This is a genomic window from Spirillospora sp. NPDC049024, assembly GCF_040649235.1.
Lineage (GTDB): Bacteria > Actinomycetota > Actinomycetes > Streptosporangiales > Streptosporangiaceae > Spirillospora.
This window is the reverse complement of the sequence record NZ_JBEZFD010000003.1, coordinates 148,939-166,324: the sequence shown is the minus strand read 5'-3', so window position 1 is coordinate 166,324 and position 17,386 is coordinate 148,939. Positions and strand designations below refer to the sequence as shown.

The window sequence follows — 17,386 nt, the reverse complement described above, 5'->3', positions numbered from 1 at the left end:
GGGAACGACCGTGACAGCGCACGAGCACACGTACGGGACCTGGCAGGAGCGGGCGGCGAACCCGCCGCTGCGGCGGGAGCTGTTCATCGACGGCGCGTTCACGCCGGCCGCCGACGGCGCGACCTTCACCAAGACGGGTCCCCGGGACGGGCGCGAGCTCGCGCGGATCGCCGCGGCGGGTGAGGAGGACGTGGACCGCGCGGTGCGGGCCGCCCGGCGCGCGTTCGAGGACGGCCGCTGGGCGGGCGCGAGCCCCCGCCACCGCAAGGAGGTCCTGCTGCGGTTCGCCGAACTGATCCGCGCGAACCTGGAGGAGCTGGCCCTGCTGGAGACCCTCGACGTGGGCAAGCCCATCGGCGAGTCCCTGCGGGTGGACGTGCCGGGCGCCGCCGCCTGCGTCCAGTGGTACGCCGAGGCGGTCGACAAGCGCTACGACGAGATCGCCCCGACCGGCGCCGACGCCCTCGCGCTGATCACGCGGGAGCCGCTCGGGGTGGTCGGTGCGGTCGTCCCCTGGAACTACCCGCTGCTCATCACCTCCTGGAAGATCGCCCCGGCGCTGGCGATGGGCAACTCGGTGGTGCTCAAGCCGGCCGAGCAGTCCAGCCAGACCGCGCTGGCGCTGGCCGAGCTCGCGGCCGAGGCGGGCGTGCCCGACGGCGTCCTCAACGTCGTCCCCGGGCTCGGACCGGTGGCGGGGGCGGCGCTCGGCCGCCACCCGGAGGTGGACAAGATCGCCTTCACCGGCTCCACGGCGACCGGGCACCGGTTCCTGGAGTACGCGGCGCTCTCCAACGGCAAGCAGGTGGCGCTGGAGATGGGCGGCAAGTCGCCGCAGATCGTCCTCGCCGACGCCGAGGACCTGGACGCGGCGGCCTCCGCCGTCGCCTGGGGGATCTTCTACAACGCCGGGCAGACCTGCAACGCCGGGTCGAGGCTGCTGGCCGACACCCGGATCATGGACGACCTGCTGGCCCGCGTCACCGGGATCGCCGAGGGGATCCGGGTCGGCGACCCGCTCGACCCGGCCACGCAGATGGGCGCGATGGTCGACCGGGCGCAGCTGGACAAGGTCGTCGGGTACGTCGCGCTCGGCCGGGAGGAGGGCGGCCGGCTCGTCACCGGCGGCGACCGCGTCCGTGCGGAGTCCGGGGGCTACTTCGTCGCCCCGACCGTGCTGCGCGACGTCGACAACGACTGCCGCGTCGCGCAGGAGGAGATCTTCGGGCCGGTGCTGACGGCCACGGAGATCGGCTCGGCGGAGGAGGCCGTCCGGCTGGCGAACCGGACCCGGTACGGGCTGGCCGCGAGCGTCTGGACCGGCCGCCTGTCCACGGCGCACCGGGTCGCCCGCGCCCTGCGCGCCGGGACCGTGTGGGTCAACACCTTCGACGCGAGCGACGTGATCACGCCGTTCGGCGGGTTCAAGGACTCCGGCAGCGGGCGGGACAAGTCCCTGCATGCGCTGGACGCCTACTCCGCCCTCAAGACCACCTGGATCAACATGGACGAGCAGCCCGCGGGGGACACATGAGACTGGGATTCATCGGCCTGGGGAACATGGGCGGCCCCATGTGCCGCAACCTCCTGGCCGCCGGATACGACGTGGCGGTGCACGACGCGCGGCGCGAGGCCGCCGCCGAGGCCGAGCGGATGGGCGCCGTCTGGGCCGCCGCCCCTGCCGAGGCGGGCGCGGGCCGCGACGTGGTGATCACGATGCTCCCCACGCCCCGGCACGTCGAGTCCGTGCTGCTGGGCCCCGGCGGACTGCTCGGCGCCCTCGGCGAGGGCGCTGTGTGGGTGGACATGTCCACCTCGGTGCCCGAGGTGGCCGACCGGGTCCGCAAGGCCGCCGCGGGGCGCGGAGTGCACGTGCTCGACGCCCCGGTCTCCGGGATGGCGGCCGGGGCCCGCACCGGAACGCTCCAGATCTTCGTGGGCGGCGACCGCGAGGTGTACGAGCGGGTCCGGCCCGTGTTCGACGTCCTCGGCGACCCCGACCGCGTCATGCGGGTGGGCGGCCACGGCGCCGGCTACACCGTGAAGCTGATGATCAACCTGCTGTGGTTCGCGCATCTCGTCGCCACCAGCGAGGTGCTGTCCATCGGGACCAGCGCCGGCGTCGAGGTCGGCGTGCTGCGCGACGCGCTGCTCGCCAGCCCCGCCGCCAGCAACTTCCTGGACCGCGACATGCTGTCGGTGCTGCGCGACGGCGACTACGACGACTCGTTCGCCATCGCGCTGGCCTGCAAGGACCTCGGCCTCGCCAACGACCTGGCGCGCGAGGTGAAGGTTCCGGCCGAGCTGGCGGCCCTCGTCGAGCAGGTCTACCGGCGGGCGCGCCGCAGCTACGGCGACCTCGCCGGCGAGATGACGCCCGTCAAGCTCTGGGAGGACCTGATGGAGGTCCCCCTGCGGCTCGCACCCCAGGGAGCATGACCATGAACGAACTCACCCTCACTCCGATGCCCGCGGCCCACCTGGGGCCCGGCAAGGTCCGCGCCCTCGGCGAACTCGCCGGGTCGCGCCGCGTCCTCGTGGTGACCGACGCCGGCATCGCCGCCACCCCCGTGCTCGACGCCGTACGGAACGCGCTCCCGGACGGGGACGTCGCGGTCTTCACCGGCGTGCACGCCAACCCGACCACCGATGACATCGGCGCGGGCGCGGTCGCCGCCGAGAACGCGCGGGCCGAGCTGCTGGTGGCGCTGGGCGGCGGATCGGCCATGGACGCCGCCAAGGGCATCGCGCTGGCCGCGGTCAACCCGCAGCGCGGACGCGACCTGGACTACCGCGGCGAGTTCCGCCGCGCCGGCCTGCCGATCATCGCCGTGCCGACCACGGCGGGCACCGGCGCCGAGACCAACGCCTTCGGCGTGATCACCGACGTCGAGACCCACCGCAAGTTCTACGTCGGACACGCGAGCACGCTGCCCGAGGCCGCCGTGCTCGACCCGGAGCTCACCGTGGGGCTGCCGCCCGGCCCCACCGCGGCCACCGGCATGGACGCCCTCACCCACGCGCTGGAATCGTTCTCCTCCGTGCGGGCCAACCCCTGGTCGGACGGGATCGCGCTGCAGGTCGTCCGGATGGTCTCGACGCACCTGCCGCACGCCTACGACGACGGGAAGGACCTGGAGGCCCGCTCGCAGATGCTGCTGGCGGCCCACATGGCGGGGGTCGGCATGGCGGCCACGGGGCTGGGCCTGTGCCACGGGATCGCGCACCCGCTCGGTGGACGGTTCGACATCGTCCATGGCGTCGCGCTGACCGCGCTGCTCCCGCACGTCCTGCGCTTCAACCTGCCGGTACGGCTGGAGCGGACGGCTCAGGTCGCCTTCGCCATGGGCGTGGGCGACACCGCCAGACCCGACGCGTGGAACGCCGACGCCGCGATCGAAGCCGTCCGCGCCCTGGGCGCCCGGGTGGGTCTGACCGGCGGGCTGGCCGAGCACGGCGTCACCGGCGAGGACCACGACCTGCTGGCCAGGGACGCGCTGGAGGACGAGGTCACGGTGAACACGCCGCGGTTCCCGTCCGCCGACGAGATCACCGCGATCCTGGCCGCGGCCGGATGAGCGGCGCCATGGCACCGGACGGCCTGTTCATCGGCGGCGCGTGGCGGGAGGCGGACGCCGCGTTCGAGGTGCTCGACCCGGCGACCGGCCGGGTGGCGGCCCGGGTGGCCGACGCGACCGCGCGGGACGCGCTCCAGGCGCTGGACGCCGCCGCGGACGCGCAGCCGTCCTGGGCGGCCACCGCTCCCCGGGCACGGGCCGAGATCCTGCGCCGGGCCTACGAACTGGTGACCGAGCGCGCGGAGGCGCTCGCCCGGCTGGCGACCCGGGAACTGGGCCGTCCCCTCGCCGAGTCGCGCGCCGAGGTGGCCTATGCCGCCGACTTCCTGCGCTGGTTCTCCGAAGAGGCGGTGCGCGTGGGCGGCGAGCACCGGACCGCGCCGTCCGGGGACTACCGGATCGTCACCGCGCGCGTCCCGGTCGGGCCGTGCTACCTGATCACGCCGTGGAACTTCCCGCTGGCCATGGTGACCCGCAAGGTCGCGCCCGCCCTGGCGGCCGGCTGCACGGTGGTCCTCAAACCGGCCGAGGCCACCCCGCTGTCCGCCCTCGCCCTGGCGGAACTGCTCGCCGAGGCCGGCGTGCCCGACGGGGTGGTGAACGTCGTCCCCACGATGGCGCCGGCCGAGGTCACCGGTGCGCTGCTCGGTGACGGGCGGCTGCGCAAGCTGTCGTTCACCGGCTCCACGGAGGTCGGTCGCCACCTGCTGGCCCAGAGCGCCGGGGGCGTCCTGCGGGCCTCCATGGAACTGGGCGGCAACGCGCCGTTCCTGGTCTTCGACGACGCCGACATCGCGGCGGCCGTCGAGGGCGCCGTGGTGGCCAAGATGCGCAACTCGGGGCAGTCGTGCGTGGCGGCCAACCGCTTCCTCGTCCACGAGGCCGTCGCCGAGGAGTTCACCGGCGCGCTGCGCGAACGCCTCGCCGCACTGGAGGTGGGCCGGGAGGTCGGCCCCCTGATCGACGGGGACGCCGTGGAGCGGGTCGACGGGCTGGTCGGCGACGCGAAGCGGCGCGGCGCCGAGCTCCGGCTGGGCGGCGCCCCGCACGCGGGGCCGGGCTGGTACTACCCGCCCACCCTCCTCACCGGCGTCCCCGAAGACGCCGCGATCACGCGGCAGGAGATCTTCGGACCGGTCGCCGCGGTCGCCGCCTACCCCGACGAGCCGAGCATGGTGGCGGCGGCCAACGCCACCCCGGCGGGCCTGGTCGCCTTCCTCTACACCCGCGACCTCGGCCGCGCCATGCGCGTCGGGGCGGCGCTGGAGGCGGGCATGGTGGGCGTCAACCGCGGCCTGGTCTCCAACGCGGCCGCGCCGTTCGGCGGCGTCAAGCAGTCGGGCCTCGGCCGGGAGGGCGGTCTGGAGGGCATCGACGAGTACCTGGAGGTGAAGTACCTGGCCGTCCCGTGAACCTGCTCCGGCACGGAAGCGGCCACCGCACCGACGGTGTCGATCCGATGGCCGTTCCGTGCCGTGAACGAACTGGCCGCGCCCCTCGGGCCGGTCAGCGCGGCTGGTAGGCCTTGGGCAGCCGCATGCCGCGGTCGGCCATGATCTTGCGGACGCGGTTCGGGTAGTTGGTGATGATCCCGTCGACCCCCATGTCCATGAGCGCCTCGACGGTGGCGGGGTCGTCGCAGGTCCACGGGACGACCTTCAGACCGCGGGCGTGGGCCTGCGACACCATCGCCCGGTCGGGGTAGAAGCGGAAGCCCGGCTCGCCGACCTTGCCGTTCTGCGGGAAGCCGTAGTTGGGCGACAGGGCCGTGACGCCCTTGACGGCGGCGGCCGCCTTCACGAAGTCGCCGTCGTAGTCGTCGACGTCCAGGCCGCCCAGCCAGGGGGAGGCGCCGGGGCGTCCGACCTGGAGGAAGTCGTAGTTCGTCAGCGCCACGAGCGGCCACCTGGGCGCGAACCGGTGCATGACCTTCAGCGCTCCCCAGTCGAAGGACTGGATGGTGACCTGCCGTTCGATCCCCGACGCGCGGATCTCCTCGAAGACCCGGCGGACGAACAGCTCGCGCGGCGCGGTCTGCTCGGGCGCGCCCGCCTCGACCTTGGTCTCGATGTTGAGCTTGACCTGCTTGGCGCGGTAGCGCTTCACCAGGTCCAGGACGTCCTTGAGCTCCACCATCCGGAAACCGTGGACGACCTCCTGCTCGGGGAAGCCGGGCAGTTGCTGGTAGCCGCAGTCCATGGTCTTGATCTGGGCGAGGGTCAGGTCCTTGATGTACTTGCCGACGTAGGGGTACATCGGGTCGCCCGGCGTGGCCGGCGCGGTGTCGCGGCACTTCTGCGCGCTGATCTGCCGGTCGTGGGTGACGACGACCTTCTTGTCCTTGGTGACGTGCGTGTCCAGCTCCAGGGTGGTGACGCCCAGGCGCATGGCCTTGCCGAAGCCCTCCAGCGACTCCTCGGTCGTCATGCCGATGCCGCCGCGGTGGGCCTGCAGGTCGAACTGGGTCTTCTGTGGCAGTACGCCGGGACTCCCGGTGGTCGACGCGTTGGCGGCCGCCGGCGCGGCCACCGTGGCCGCGAGGGCCAGACTCGTCAGGACAAGGCGCACGGACATGCAGTCCTCCGCTCGGTCATGCTCCGATCAACCCCCGCGACGCTAGGGCGAGGGCCGGCACCCTTGATTGACGTGGCGTGATGGGGCCATGAACGTTCCCCGAACCCGGCCCCGCCGCCGAAACCGCCGACATGCGCCTCGGCGGCCGCCGGCCCGTGTCCGGCTGCTCAGCGGGTGGCGTACCAGAAGGCCGACAGCAGGTGGACGAGCATGAGGACGCCGCCGCCGACGGCCATTCCGGGCACGCGGCGCATGATGCCGAGTGCCGCGTCCCCGGCCTGGACGGCGCCGGCGACGATCAGTAGCGGCACGATCGCGGCGGCCTCGTCGGTGAGGAGCGCCGCGATGACGGCGAGGCTCAGCGGGATCGCGCGGACGGCGTAGACGCGGGCGTAGAAGTCGACCCCGGCGGTGACCGCCTCGCCCGAGGGAAGCGCCAGGCCCGGGCGGGCGGCGCCGAGCGCGCTCGACCCGCCCGACACCAGTGCCGCGACCGCGTTGACCGTGACGAGAGTGATCTCCATGGCGCCCATCTCTTCACCTCTCAAATGATTCATACTCTGAATGATTAAGAGTGAGTATGATTCGAGGCATGCGCGACGTCAAGCCGCTGCCGGGGACGGTGGCCTTCCGGCTGGGGACCCTCGGTGCGATCGTCGGCGACCGGCTGGCCCGGAAGATCGCCGGCTACGGCGTCAAGCCCAAGCACGCCGGGCTGATGGCGGCGCTGGAGGCGGGCGTCGCGGCCTCGCAGCAGGACCTCGCCGCCCGGATGGGGGTCGCGCCGAGCCTGGTCGTCGCGCTGGCCGACCACCTGGTGGACCTGGGCGCGATCGAGCGGCGGCGCGATCCGGCCGACCGGCGCCGGCAGGTGCTCACCCTCACCGGCCAGGGCCGCGAACTGCTCGCCAAGTGCGCGGCGGCGGCGCAAGAGGTGGACGAGGAACTCGCCGCCCCGCTCACCCCGCGCCAGCGCGCCGCACTGCACGAAGCGCTGGACGTGCTCTCCGAAAACGAAGGCCTACCCGCCTGAAGCGAACGCCGCCCGGCGTGCCCGAAGGTTCCGGCCGCATTTTGCCGAACGCCGCGCTGGCCTTTGCCGGGGTCGAGGTATCTACCTGTTGGTAATGCGGGTGAAAATCGCGAATCGGGTCATCTATTGGCCTTCCGTCGGTCGGCGGGTGCCTCGGAAAACGGTGGTCCATCGGTCTGTGGGTATTTGCGATCTTGATCACGGTTTGGTGTGCGGACGGTCCGAGGCTTGTCGTTTTAGTGGCGATTTCGTAGGTTCACCCCAATCGGGGGATGATCCGTTGTCCCGCCGCCGTCCGCGACCGACTCGAGATCCGAGGCCGGCGGGCGGTGGCCTCGACCTCCTTGAGGAGACGCCATGTCCGAGGTCAAACGCCGTGATCTGCTGGCCGGGGTCGCCGCCCTCACCGGGTTCGCGACCGTCGGCCTGCTCCCCGGCACCGCCGCCGCCGCGACCCGGCAGCGCCCCGGTGCCCTCCGCTCGCCCTCCCTCACCGCCGGCGACAAGGCCGTGGTCGCCCGGGTCGACGCCCGCCGCGCGCTGCGGCACCTGAAGGTGCTCAGCGACGAGATCGGCTGGCGCGTCTCCGGCACCCCGGCCGAGCACCGCGCCGCCCGCTACATCGCCGGATATCTGCGCGACCTCGGCTACACGGTCGAACTCCAGCCCTTCCCGATCGCCGACAAGTACCTGGCGGAGATCCGCTCCCGGGGCGAGCGGGACTGGCAGTGCAGTGCCTCCCCGCAAGGCGCCGTCGCGTCCCTGGACGGCACGGTGGCGGACATGGGCAAGGCCACCGAGGTGACCGGCGACGTGCGCGGCCGACTCGTGCTGTTCGACCGCGTCCCCGGCATGGAGACCGAGCAGGCCAAGGCCGCCGCCGCCGCGGGCGCCGCGGCGGCGCTCATCGTCAACGCGCGCTCGACGACCTATCCCGAGCGCAAGGCCGGCACGTTCGTCCCGAACCTGAAGGAGACGGTCGCGATCCCGGTGCTGGGCCTGGCCGAGTACCACGGCGAGCGGATCCGCGCGGGCGCCCGGCGGCTGTCCTTCAAGATCACCCACCACACGGGGCTGACCTCGTACAACGTCCTGGCCGAGCGGAAGGCGTCGCTGCCCAACCCCGCGGGCAAGGCCGTCATCGTCAGCGCGCACTACGACAGCGTCCCCGGCTCGCCCGGCGCCAACGACGACGGCAGCGGCACCGTCCTGTGCCTGGAACTGGCGCGCGTCCTGAAGCGGCTCCCCACCCAGCAGGCGGTCCGCGTCTGCCTGTGGGGCGCGGAGGAGAACGGCCTGGTCGGCGCCCGGTACTACGTGAAGCAGCTCGACGAGGCGGGCGTCGGGCAGATCACCGGCTGCTTCCAGAACGACATGGTCGCCACCAGCCATCCGCCCGCGGGCACGTACTGGCTGCTGTCGGTGGACGGCGCGGACAACACCACCACGGCCGCCGTGAACGCCGCCGCGCAGCGGCTCGGCTACGCCGACCAGACCAAGGGCCCCACCGCCCGGGGCTCCAGCGACCACGAGGCCTTCTACGAGCGCGGGATCCCGGCGGGCAACTTCAGCTGGCGCGGCGGTGAGGCGCCCAGCCAGCTGGAGCCCCTCTACCACACCCCTGAGGACACGATCGCCCAGAACGTCAGCCTGGAGCGGCTCCAAGTGTCCCTCGAACTGATCGGCTGCGCCCTCTACGACGTGGCCCGCCGCAAGTAGTGGAGAAAGCGTGAGGGGCGGCTTCGGTGAGAGGCCGCCCCTCGCTGCGACCCGGATGCGGCCGAACGGGGCGGGCCGTCGACGAGTTTCGGAGGGCGGCCACGGCTCCCTCACTATGATCTCGCCATGGTGATCGGGAAGGCGCACCGATGAGCGGGCGGGAGCTCGGCGGGACGCTGGCGCTGCGGCGGCACTGGTGCCGTCCGGACGAGCCCGTCCTGCTGTGCCTGTACTGCCACGGCGCGGCCCTGCGGTTCGACGTGGACGGCCACGACTGGCGGGGCATCCCGGGCGGTGCCGGACGCGCCGTGCTGAACGCCGTCGGAGCCGGCATAGATTCGGCGTTCCGTGAAGACGGCCTCGACCCGCCGGCGATGGTGGTCCACGGGCCGAGCAGCGGCCTGGCCGCGCGGGTGGCGCTTCCCGACTCCCAGGAGACCCGCTACTGGGTCCTCACCCCGTACCGGATCGGCATCGTCGCGATGCTCCAGGCCGAGGCCGCCGAGTCCGGAGCGCAGAACGAACCGCAGGGGGGCGTGCTGTCGCGGGCCCGCAGGATCGCCGCCGGGGCGGCGGAGATCGGGCGCGCGCTCGCCCGCGACCATCCCTATCCACCGGGCGAACCGGTGCCGCTGTCACGCGTCGCGGGCCTCGCCGAGATCCCGGCGGCGCAGATCGCGCACGTCGGCCTTGACCGGCGCAAGCTGCCCTCCGGGTACCGTCCCCGCAAGGTCCCGGTCCTGCGGATCGGGCTTCACGACGGTTCCGGCTTCGACATCACCGCACCAGACGACGAGGCGGCGGGACGGCTCGCCCACCTCGCCGCGCAACGCTCCTGACGGGTGACCACGTGCCGCGCAACGAGCAGAAACTGTACGAGATCGCCCGCGCGCACTGGTGTGCGCCGGGCGAGAGGCTGGTCATGGGCGACCACGCCGCCGGCCACATCGGCGCGACCGTCCGGGGGGTGAGCGCGGCCCCGCACCCGTCCGCCGTCACGGGCGGCTCGCAGGTGCCGGACCCGTCCTGGCCCCTCCCGACCGACCCGGTCCGGACGGGCCGGTTCTGGTACGACGAATGGGCCGAGGACCCGGTGGTGTGGGGGTGGGCGCACGCGCCCGGACCGGACGCGGCGGCGGCCGCGGTCGCCGCCCACATGGCCGGGTACGCCGACGAGGCGTGGCTGCTGCTCACGGACCGGCGGCTCGCGGTGTCAGTGGAGTCGCGGTTCGCGCGTCCCGCCGAAAGGCCGGGCGGGCTGCGCGGTCGCGTCCGCGGCGCCTTCGGCGACTCGCAGGACCCGGCCGGGCCCCTGACGACCTGCTGGGAGATCCCGTTCGCGGCCGTCCGGGGCCTGCGGGCGGTGCCGCTCGGCCGCAGCCCGCGGCCGGAGTGGTTCATCCGGATCGACTTCACCGACGGCTCTGCGTTCGACTTCCGCCCCCGCCGGGGCGCCAAGGCCCCGGACTACGTGAAGTCGATCTACACAGGCCTGGCCCCGAGGCACTGACCCCGGAGCCGAAGGCCCACGCCGTCACAGGGCCCAGGTCTCCAGGGCGAGCAGGTCCCGCATCGACACCATGCCGACCAGGCGTCCGCGGTCGGCGACCGGGAGGTGGCGGATGCCCTCCTCCAGCATCCGGCGGGCGACCTCCCGCGAGTCCTCGTCCAGCGCGGCGGTCTTGAGCCTGGTCGACGCGTACGCCGTGGCCCGGGACGCCGGGTCCGCCGCAAGGGCCAGCGCGCCGACGAGGTCCCGCTCGGTGATGATCCCGACGACCCGCTCCCCGTCGAGCACGGCCAGCGCGCCGACGTCGTCCTCCACCATTTTGCGCGCCACCTGGTCCAGCCGGTCCTCCGCCTGGCAGCCGAGGACGCCCGGCCGGTACACGTTGCTGATCAGCATGTTCCCTCCCCATGGCTTCGCCCCACACGCCGCAGCGTTTCCGTTCCATCCCGCCGGAAACGCCCCAAAAGTCCCCTTGACCTGCCGGATTGTCAGGCGCGCCCTCCAGGGACGGGGCGCCGTACGGATTCCTCTCGCGAACACGGGCGACAACGGCCACGCTGTGCGGGCGGTGGCGAGGCCTGGAGGATCGCCGTCCTCATGTAGACGGTAGTGTCTTTCTGAGCGGCGCACGGAGCGCCGTGCCGACTGCGAGGGAGGCGGCGGATGGCGGCCGTGACGTTGCCGGAGTCGTTGGCGGGCGTCGGGGTGACGGCGATCGGGGTCGCCCTCATCAGGGCTCGGGAGACCGCGCGCACCGACCGGTTGTACGAGGACCCGTACGCGCAGGCGTTCGCCGACGCGGCCGAACGGGAGTTCCTCGCACCCTCGGCGCCGGCCGGCGCCGCCGACACCTGGGCCGGCGTGCAGGAACTGGTCGAGACCTTCTATCCGGGACGCACCATCGGGGTGCGGATGGGCGACGACGGGCTCCGCGACGCGGTCGCCGCCGGCCGCCGGCAGATCGTCCTGCTCGGTGCCGGCCTGGACACCTACGCCTTCAGGCTCGGCCTGCCGCGATCGGTGCACCTGTTCGAGATCGACCTCCCGGAGATGTTCGCCTTCAAGGAACCGATCCTGGACGCACTCGGGGCCGTGCCGTCATGTGAGCGCAGCGTCGTCGCGGCCGACCTGCGCCAGAACTGGTCGGAAGCCCTGCTGGAGGCGGGCTTCCGGGCCACGCTTCCCACCCACTGGGTGGACGCGGGCGTTCTCGGCTTTCTGCCGAGGCGGGACGCCCGGCGGATCGCTACGACGATCGGTGAGCTCTCGGTGTCCGGCAGCCGCTTCGGGTTCGGGCACATCCCGCTGCAGGCCATGGCCGAACGGATCCGGACGGTGCCGGGCGCCGACCGCGTCATGCCGGGCATGACGGCGCGCTCCGTCGACGACGAGCGCGGACTCGGCCCGGACGCGCCGGAGTGGCTGGAGCGGCACGGCTGGCGGACCGAGTTCCGCACCCTAGAGGAGATCGCCGCCTCCTACGGGCGAGCACTGCCGCATGCCTCCGGCGGAGGCTCGGTCACCGCACTGCGCCTCTGAGCCTCTCTTGGCCTCACCTCCAGGAGGGCCGCAGGTCGCTCAACTCCCTGGAACGTGCGAAGGCCGCGGCGAGGTGCCTCAGTCCCAGGACCGTCCCGTCCTTGCTGCCCTCCTGACTGCTCAGGAAGAGGAAGTCCTTGCGCTTTTCGGAGGGCTTTCCCGACCACAGCCGGCGGTGCTGGACGAATATGCCGATCGACAGCAGCGCACAGCCGAGCGGTATCCAGACGGGCAGGGCATCCGATTCCATTTATGCCCCTCGTGGCCGCGCGCTCCCCGAACGCGATACCGAACACCGATTTCATTCTATTGTTCGCGGGCCGAAAAAGCCGTCTTCCCTCGTTGAGCCGCTGGTCAGGCGCGGCCCTTGAGCATGCCGTGCCAGTAGAGGGCGGGCAGGCCGTAGCGCTTGAGGTACCACATGTCTCGGCGCTCCTTCTTCAGATTGATGATGGGGAAGGAAGGGGCGAGAGCGAGGTCGTAGTCGAATTCGGCGAGCAGCATTTTGTCGCGGGCCGTGACGAGGGGGCAGGAGGTGTAGCCGTCGTAACGACCGGTGCCGGAGCGGCCCGCCATGCCGGCGATGAGGTTCTCGACGACGACGGGGGCCTGCTTGCGGACGGCCGCGCCCGTCTTGGACGTCGGCAGGTTGGCGACGTCCCCGAGAACGTAGACGTTCGGGTAACGCGGGTGGACGAGGGTGTGGGCGTCCGCCTCGACGTAGCCGTAGGGGCTCGCCGGGTCTGCGAGAGGGCTCGTCTTCAGCCAGTCCGGAGCGCTCTGCGGTGGCGTCGCGTGGAGGAGGTCGTAGGAGATCCTCTCCGTGTCGCCCGCGGCGCGGTCGGCGAGGGTCAGTTCGCGGCGCTCGGGGTCGACCGAGAGGAGCTCCGACTGCAGGCGGACCTCGATGCCGTAGCGGGCCGCGACCTTCTCCAGCTCGCGGGCGTAGGGCTCGACCTTGAAGATCGCCGGTTCGGCGAGGGCGAGGATGACGCGGATGTCCTTCAGCGTGCCCTCCCGGCGCCAGTGGTCGGCGGCCAGATAGGCGATCTTCTGCGGGGCGCCGCCGCACTTGATCGGCCCGGCGGGGTGGGTGAACACGGCCGTGCCGGACGTGAGGTTCCGGATGAACTCCCAGGTCTTCGGGGCGTACTCGGGGGAGTAGTTGCTGGACACGCCGTCGCGTCCGACCGATTCGGCGAGGCCCGGGACGGCGCTCCAGTCGAGTTGCAGGCCGGGGGCCAGCACCAGGTGCTCGTAGCGGAGTTCGGCGCCGCTCGCGGTGGTGACCGTTTCGGCGTCGGGGTCGACGGCGGTGGCGGCGTCGCGGATCCATTCCACGCCGGGCGGGATCACGGACCGCTCGGGCCTGCGGGTGAGCTCGGTGGACGCCCGGCCGCCGCCGACCAGGGTCCACAGCGGCTGGTACCAGTGGGTGTCGGACGGCTCCAGGATCGCGATGCCGCGGACGCCCTTGCGGCGCAGCCTGGCGGCGACGGTGATCCCGGCGGTACCGCCACCGATGATCAGGACGGGGTGCCGGTGCGGGGTGGTGGACATGAGGTGCTCCCTCCGGGTGGGTGCGGCGCGCCCTGCCGGCGCCTGCCTGGAACCGGTTCCAGGCAGGGCGCGCCGGGATGGATCAGGCTTCGGCCGGGGCGTACGCCGCGGCCCAGGCGCCGTAGCCGCCGAGCAGGTCGGCCACGTCGGCGCGGCCGGCCCTGCGGAGCAGGCTCGCGGCGACCGAGGAGCGTGCGCCGCCGGCGCAGTTGACGACGATCCGCCGGTCGGCGGGGACCTCGTCCATGCGCCCGGGCAGCTGGGCCAGCGGGATGTTGACCGAGCCCTCGATGCGGCCGTTCGCCAGCTCGCCGGCGTTGCGGACGTCGACCACGAGAGGCGGCGCCGCGCCGTCGAGCTCCGCGCGCAGGTCGGCGAAGGTGAGCCGTTCCGCCTGGACGATCTGCTCGGGTGCCTGCGTGAAGGCCTCCTCGGCGTCGGCCAGGTAGCCGGCGGCCGTGTCCAGGCCGATCCGGGCGAGGCGGATGATCAGCTCCTCCTCGCGGCCCTCGGGCGCGATCACGATGATCTCCTGCCCGGGCTCGACGAGCATGCCGGCCTGCTCGGCGAACCGGCCGTCGGCGGGGATGTTGATCGAGCCGGCGAGGTGGCCGGCGGCGAACTCCCGCGGGTCCCGGGCGTCCACGACCACCGAACCGGCGTCGCGCCGCGCGAGGACGTCCGTGAAGGACAGCGCCTTCAGGTGCTCGTCGACCTGGAGCAGCTCCCGCTCCTTGCGGTTGAGGATCGCGTCGTAGACGAAGTACTTCGGCGCCGGGGGCTGGCCCTCGGTGACGATGTCGACGAACTCCCGCTCGCTCATGGGGCGGCAGGCGTAGTTGCTCAGCCGCTGCGCGCCGATGGTCGACTGCAGTTCGGCCGAGAGGTTCTTGCCGCAGGCCGAACCGGCGCCGTGCGCGGGGAAGAGGCGGGTCTGGTCCGGCAGGGCCATCAGCTTGTGCTGGACGGTGTCGTAGAGCATCCTGCCGAGCTCGTCGGCGGTGACGCCGATCGAGGCCAGCAGGTCCGGGCGGCCGACATCGCCGATGAACAGCGCGTCCCCCGTCAGCACGCCGTAGGGGACGGTGTCGCCGGAGCGCTCGTACACGAGGACGCTGATCGACTCGGGCGTGTGGCCGGGGGTCTCGAGGATCTCCAGGGTGACGTCGCCGAGGCTGATGCGCTCGTGGTCGTGCAGCTTCCGGATCGGGAACTCGGCCTCGGCCCGCGCGCCGTAGCCGATCCACGCTCCGGTGCGGGCGGCCAGTTCCAGGTGGCCGGAGAGGAAGTCGGCGTGGAAGTGGGTGTTGATGACGCCTTCGATGTTCAGGCCGTTGGCCGCGGCGTCGTCGAGGTATTCGGAGATGTCCCGGCGCGGATCGACGATGACGGCGCGTCCGGTCTCCATGTCGCCGATCAGGTAGGAGGCCTGCGACAGGCACTCCAGATAGTGCTGGGCGATGTACAGCCGACTCTCCATTGCTGCGGTTCCTTTCGCGGGTTGCGGGTCCGGGAGCTGCTGGGTTCCGACGAACCGGTTGATACCCCAGGGGGTATGCCTCAGAGACTAGGCGACGGGTGGACGATGTGGCAAATACCCCCTGGGGTATCCGTGCGCCGACGGTCCGCCTCCGGCCGAGGCGCGGGAGTTCGCGGGCCATCGGGGGCTCCATTTGCGCTACCGTGCGCCGATGACCGACCTGAGCGGATACACGAAGAAGCTGGCACTGCCGGAGGGTTTCGACGCGCCCCGCCTGCTGCGGTACGACGACGTCACCGCTCACGCGCTCACCCGCGACGACCTGGTCGCCGACGTGCGCGGTGTCAACGCGAGCCTCGACCTGATCAGCGAGACCCGCGGCGGCGACTGGCCGACCGGCCCGGTCACCGAGGACGAGAACTACGTCGACCTCGTCTGGCACGAGTGCGAGTTCCGGGACGGCAAGTCGTTCGCCTTCTGCGTCGAGGCCGACGGCCGCGGCTACATCGGCTGCGCCTACCTCTATCCGATGGGCGTCCGGCAGGCGCTGACCGAAGACCTGGCAGCACACGACGTCGACGTCAGCTGGTGGGTGACCCCCGACGCGTACGAGGCGGGCTACTACACCAAGCTCCACCAGGCCCTACAGCACTGGACCACCAGCGACTACCCCTTCACCCACCCCCACTACTCGAACCTGCGAATCCCCTCGGCCTGAACTCGGGGCCGGTGCTCGCGTTCGCCCGGGTCTCCTCGCTGGAGACCGAGCAGGCCAGGGCCGCCGCGAACGCGGGCGCCACGGCGGCGCCGGCCGTCAACGCGCGCTCGGTGACCTGCTCGGGGCGCCGGGGTCGGCCCGTTCGCCGGTCCGTGGACGGCGGCCGCCCCGCAGGCCGCGCCACAGGAACGCGCCGCCCGCGGCGGCGGCCACGGCCGCCAGGGCGCCGAGGAGCAGGCCGTCGGGCACCGCTGCGCCGATGCGGGCCACCGACTCCTCCATGGCGAACTCGGTGTCGGGGTCCACGAAGCCGGGGAGGGCCGAGGTGCCGTCGAAGACCAGGAACAGCGTTCCCAGGACGATGAAGAACAGCCCGCCGGCGAGCGACGTGGAATGGACCCGCAGCGGCCCGAGCCTGACCGGCCGGCCGCGCAGCCCGCGGCGCCGTCCCAGGTCGAAGCGGTCCCACAGCAGGGCCAGCACGAACAGCGGGACGGCCATGCCGAGCGCGTACAGCGCCAGCAGCGACGCTCCGTACAGCGGGTTCCCGCCGACCGCGGAGACGGTGAGGACGCCGCCGAGCAGGGGGCCGGCGCAGAACCCCGACAGCCCGTAGACGGAGCCCAGCAGCCCGACCGACATGGCGGAACCCGCCTGGCCGCGCCTGGTGGCGAGCCCCTGGAGCCGGGCCGAGCCGAAGCCGAGGCCGGCGATCTGGGCGGCGCCGAGCGCGATGATCGTCCAACCGCCGAGGGCGACCAGCAGGTCGCGGTGCCCGTAGAAGAGCCGGCCCGCCATCGCTCCGGCGGCGCCGAGCGGGACCAGCGTCGTGCAGAGCCCGAGGTAGAAGACCGCCGTGCGGGACACGAGCCGGGTGCGTTCGGTGAAGGAGTAGGCGAAGAACGCCGGGAGCAGCAGTGCGCTGCACGGGCTGAACAGGGTGAGGACACCGCCGAGGAAGGCGGCCGGGTAACCGATGCTCATCGGCCGCGTGCCTCCTCGATGGCCTGGGCGAACACCTCGAACGGCTGGGCGCCGAGGATCGGCCGGCCGTTGACCAGGAACGTGGGGGTGCTGGCGGCGCCGGCCCGGTAGCCCTCGACCTGGTCGGCGATCATGGCGTCCTCGGCCTCGCCGCTCTTCATGTCGGCGCGGAAGCGTTCCAGGTCGGGCACGCCCGCTTCGCGCGCCCAGGCGACCAGGTGCTTGTCGGCGAGGTCGCCGGAGTTGCGGCGCCGGGGCTCGGCGTACACCCGGTCGTGGAAGGCCCAGAAGCGGCCCTGCCGTCCCGCGGCGTAGGACGCCTGCGCCGCGGCCTTGGACTCGTCTCCGAAGATCGGGAAGTTGCGCCACTCGATCCGCAGCACGCCGGTGTCGACGTACTTCTGGATCAGCCGGGGCTCGGTCTCGCGGGCGAACCGGCCGCAGAACGGGCACTGGAAGTCGCTGTACTCGATCATGACGACCGGGGCGTCGGTGCGGCCGAGGGCGAAGGGGTCGCCGTCTTTGCGCCGGGCCAGGTCGGGACCACCGGCCCGGGAGCGTGAGGGTGAGGCCGACGCCGACGGTGATCCGGCGGTATCGGCTTCCTTCCCGCTCCGGCCGCCGATGGCGGCCAGGCCGAGGAGCAGAGCGGCTGCGAGCAGCACGCCCGCGATGGTGAGAGAACGTCGGG

The 17,386-nt window shown here is 72.7% G+C and carries 18 protein-coding genes; 10 read left to right on the top strand and 8 right to left on the bottom strand.

Features of this window, described 5'->3' with window-relative positions:
- The first annotated feature begins 10 nt into the window (after positions 1-10).
- The 4 genes from AB0C21_RS06345 to AB0C21_RS06330 are packed head-to-tail and all read left to right on the top strand — an operon-like array spanning position 11 to position 4,990.
- The gene (locus tag AB0C21_RS06345; RefSeq protein WP_500202996.1) at positions 11-1,534 is read left to right on the top strand and encodes an aldehyde dehydrogenase family protein; all 1,524 of its coding nucleotides are present in this window, start codon (positions 11-13) and stop codon (positions 1,532-1,534) included.
- Positions 1,531-2,439, top strand: coding sequence for an NAD(P)-dependent oxidoreductase (locus AB0C21_RS06340; RefSeq protein WP_500202995.1), 909 nt, complete (start codon positions 1,531-1,533; stop codon positions 2,437-2,439). The genes AB0C21_RS06345 and AB0C21_RS06340 overlap by 4 nt, the downstream gene beginning before the upstream one ends.
- A 2-nt stretch (positions 2,440-2,441) precedes the next feature.
- Positions 2,442-3,578 (top strand): iron-containing alcohol dehydrogenase family protein, encoded by a 1,137-nt coding sequence (locus AB0C21_RS06335; protein ID WP_500202994.1) that lies wholly within the window; start codon positions 2,442-2,444, stop codon positions 3,576-3,578.
- Positions 3,579-3,586: 8 nt separating this feature from the next.
- Positions 3,587-4,990 (top strand): NAD-dependent succinate-semialdehyde dehydrogenase, encoded by a 1,404-nt coding sequence (locus tag AB0C21_RS06330; protein WP_500202993.1) that lies wholly within the window; start codon positions 3,587-3,589, stop codon positions 4,988-4,990.
- 94 nt (positions 4,991-5,084) lie between these two features.
- Here the strand turns inward: AB0C21_RS06330 and AB0C21_RS06325 are convergent, their stop codons facing one another.
- Both AB0C21_RS06325 and AB0C21_RS06320 read right to left on the bottom strand, forming a co-directional pair.
- Positions 5,085-6,152 (bottom strand): glycerophosphodiester phosphodiesterase family protein, encoded by a 1,068-nt coding sequence (locus AB0C21_RS06325; protein ID WP_500202992.1) that lies wholly within the window; start codon positions 6,150-6,152, stop codon positions 5,085-5,087.
- A gap of 167 nt (positions 6,153-6,319) precedes the next feature.
- Entirely contained in the window at positions 6,320-6,685 is a 366-nt protein-coding gene (locus AB0C21_RS06320; protein WP_500202991.1) for a hypothetical protein, read from the bottom strand.
- A 59-nt stretch (positions 6,686-6,744) separates the two neighbouring features.
- Here AB0C21_RS06320 and AB0C21_RS06315 point away from each other — a divergent pair, with 59 nt between their 5' ends.
- From AB0C21_RS06315 to AB0C21_RS06300, 4 genes are all read left to right on the top strand, one after another.
- Positions 6,745-7,185: a MarR family winged helix-turn-helix transcriptional regulator gene (locus AB0C21_RS06315; protein WP_500202990.1), complete on the top strand. Its 441-nt coding sequence runs from the start codon at positions 6,745-6,747 to the stop codon at positions 7,183-7,185.
- Positions 7,186-7,542: 357 nt separating this feature from the next.
- Positions 7,543-8,904 (top strand): M20/M25/M40 family metallo-hydrolase, encoded by a 1,362-nt coding sequence (locus AB0C21_RS06310; protein ID WP_500202989.1) that lies wholly within the window; start codon positions 7,543-7,545, stop codon positions 8,902-8,904.
- 149 nt (positions 8,905-9,053) lie between these two features.
- Positions 9,054-9,743 (top strand): hypothetical protein, encoded by a 690-nt coding sequence (locus tag AB0C21_RS06305; protein WP_500202988.1) that lies wholly within the window; start codon positions 9,054-9,056, stop codon positions 9,741-9,743.
- Between the two features lie 11 nt (positions 9,744-9,754).
- Positions 9,755-10,414 carry a hypothetical protein gene (locus AB0C21_RS06300; protein ID WP_500202987.1) on the top strand — a complete coding sequence of 220 codons (660 nt, stop codon included), beginning with the start codon at positions 9,755-9,757 and terminating at the stop codon, positions 10,412-10,414.
- A gap of 24 nt (positions 10,415-10,438) precedes the next feature.
- On the opposite strand, the gene AB0C21_RS06295 is transcribed toward AB0C21_RS06300, so the two are convergent.
- A complete protein-coding gene (locus AB0C21_RS06295; protein ID WP_500202986.1) occupies positions 10,439-10,810 on the bottom strand; it encodes a CBS domain-containing protein in 372 nt (123 codons plus the stop codon).
- A gap of 267 nt (positions 10,811-11,077) precedes the next feature.
- Between AB0C21_RS06295 and AB0C21_RS06290 the strand changes: the two genes are divergently transcribed.
- Positions 11,078-11,953: an SAM-dependent methyltransferase gene (locus tag AB0C21_RS06290; protein ID WP_500202985.1), complete on the top strand. Its 876-nt coding sequence runs from the start codon at positions 11,078-11,080 to the stop codon at positions 11,951-11,953.
- Between the two features lie 13 nt (positions 11,954-11,966).
- Here the strand turns inward: AB0C21_RS06290 and AB0C21_RS06285 are convergent, their stop codons facing one another.
- The 3 genes from AB0C21_RS06285 to AB0C21_RS06275 all read right to left on the bottom strand — a co-directional run bounded on the left by AB0C21_RS06285 (position 11,967) and on the right by AB0C21_RS06275 (position 14,981).
- On the bottom strand, positions 11,967-12,203 hold the full coding sequence (locus tag AB0C21_RS06285) for a hypothetical protein (RefSeq protein ID WP_500202984.1): 237 nt from the start codon (positions 12,201-12,203) through the stop codon (positions 11,967-11,969).
- Positions 12,204-12,307: 104 nt separating this feature from the next.
- The gene (locus AB0C21_RS06280) at positions 12,308-13,513 is read right to left on the bottom strand and encodes an NAD(P)/FAD-dependent oxidoreductase (RefSeq protein ID WP_500202983.1); all 1,206 of its coding nucleotides are present in this window, start codon (positions 13,511-13,513) and stop codon (positions 12,308-12,310) included.
- A gap of 82 nt (positions 13,514-13,595) precedes the next feature.
- Positions 13,596-14,981 (bottom strand): MBL fold metallo-hydrolase, encoded by a 1,386-nt coding sequence (locus tag AB0C21_RS06275; RefSeq protein WP_500203314.1) that lies wholly within the window; start codon positions 14,979-14,981, stop codon positions 13,596-13,598.
- 223 nt (positions 14,982-15,204) lie between these two features.
- On the opposite strand from AB0C21_RS06275, the gene AB0C21_RS06270 reads away from it, so the two are divergent.
- The gene (locus tag AB0C21_RS06270; RefSeq protein ID WP_500202982.1) at positions 15,205-15,711 is read left to right on the top strand and encodes a hypothetical protein; all 507 of its coding nucleotides are present in this window, start codon (positions 15,205-15,207) and stop codon (positions 15,709-15,711) included.
- A 96-nt stretch (positions 15,712-15,807) separates the two neighbouring features.
- Here AB0C21_RS06270 and AB0C21_RS06265 read toward each other — a convergent pair whose 3' ends face one another.
- Positions 15,808-16,695, bottom strand: coding sequence for a cytochrome c biogenesis CcdA family protein (locus AB0C21_RS06265; protein ID WP_500202981.1), 888 nt, complete (start codon positions 16,693-16,695; stop codon positions 15,808-15,810).
- Positions 16,692-17,360, bottom strand: a complete 669-nt coding sequence (locus tag AB0C21_RS06260; protein ID WP_500202980.1) for a DsbA family protein — start codon at positions 17,358-17,360, stop codon at positions 16,692-16,694. The genes AB0C21_RS06265 and AB0C21_RS06260 overlap by 4 nt, the downstream gene beginning before the upstream one ends.
- Positions 17,361-17,386: the final 26 nt, after the last annotated feature.